This is a genomic window from Streptomyces sp. LBL (assembly GCF_029893585.1).
GTDB lineage: Bacteria > Actinomycetota > Actinomycetes > Streptomycetales > Streptomycetaceae > Streptomyces.
Genome location: NZ_JARXYX010000093.1, coordinates 1 through 1,235 on the forward strand (window position 1 = coordinate 1; position 1,235 = coordinate 1,235).

The 1,235-nt window shown below is 69.6% G+C and carries 1 protein-coding gene and 1 pseudogene; both read right to left on the reverse strand.

The annotated features are described in order from the left end of the window. Nucleotides 1–520 (reverse strand): annotated as a pseudogene (locus tag M2271_RS42415) (hypothetical protein); the annotation flags it as partial. 52 nt (nucleotides 521–572) lie between these two features. Continuing rightward, nucleotides 573–1,019, reverse strand: a complete 447-nt coding sequence (locus tag M2271_RS42420; protein ID WP_280892814.1) for a hypothetical protein — start codon at nucleotides 1,017–1,019, stop codon at nucleotides 573–575. Nucleotides 1,020–1,235 lie beyond the last annotated feature (216 nt).

The window sequence follows — 1,235 nt, forward strand, 5'->3', positions numbered from 1 at the left end:
GAGATCGTCGGTCATCGGGCGACTTCGCGGTTCGTGAGGACCAGCAGGGCCCGGACCAGGGCGGTCGCCCAGGCGGGGTCGGTGCGTACCTTGCCGAGGACGCGCCAGTTCTTGACCGTGCCGGCAGGTCCTCCTTCCCGGTTCTGCGCCGGGTACGGATCACCGATCCGTCCAGCAGTACGATGCCGCCACCCATTCGGGCGATCTTCTTCAGGGCCCGGTCCAGGCGTGGGGCGCGCGAGGCGAGCAGGCCGACGACCTCCCTCACCCATCGCGTCACAGTGGTGCGGTGCACTCCGTTGCCGCCGGCCAGGTCGCCGGGCCGCTGGTCACAGCGCAGCACTGCCAGCACGACGGTGGCGATCTTCCCCGCGGGCAGGGCACGCCACCGCGAGCCGATCTTCTTGAGGTGGCCGCGTATCAGGTCGGCGAGCCAGTTCAGGGTGGCACTCGACAGCGGCAGGCGGGCGGTGCAGACAAGGCCGTCAGGGCCCTCGACGGAACTGTTGTTTTTCGTCACACAAACTCAACTGCCGTCGGGGGCCCGTCAGTTACGGGCGCGCCCCGCACGGTTATGGACGTGCGGTGAACTGCCCGTCAGGGCGTTTGTGCAGCCAGCCGCGGTCGGCGAGCTTGGTCATCTTCGCCCGCAGAAATTCCAGCTTGCCGCGCCCCGAGGCGTCCAGACCCAGCCGCTCACCGACCGCCCTGACCTGCACCGGGCCGTCGACCTCCCGCACGATCGCCAGGATCATGCGGTAGTCGCCGGGCAGCGCGCCCTCGTCGGCCGCGTCGCTGCAGTGCGGGATGAGCAGGACTGCCCGCCCGGCCACCTTCGCCGATAACGGAGCGACAGCCCCGGCATCGGCCCGGGCCTGCTCAGCCAGGCGGTTCAACACCCGCTCCGCGATCTCCAGTTCATTCCGCTCGGCCTGGACCTCCTGGAGCTGCTTGGCCAACTCCTCGGCGAGGGCGTCCAGTTCGCTCCGGCGGGCGGTGATCCACTGCCGCTCCTGCATCCCCCGCACCCTCCCGCGTTCTCACGGTGTGCCGACCTGCCGACGGATCGTAAGCGGGGGCCGGTCGCGGGCACAGCCGAACCCGGCATCCCGCCGGACCCGGACCTGCCCGATGATCTACGCCATGGTCATCGGCCGCCGACCGGCACGAGTACCCAACTCGCCATTCAGACCAGACCCGTGACCTGCGACTTCACGATGCACACCACTCATTGA

Bases quoted from the DNA above. Each gene is read 5' to 3' on its own strand.
- M2271_RS42420 (WP_280892814.1), bottom strand. From the start codon at position 1,019: ATGCAGGAGCGGCAGTGGATCACCGCCCGCCGGAGCGAACTGGACGCC.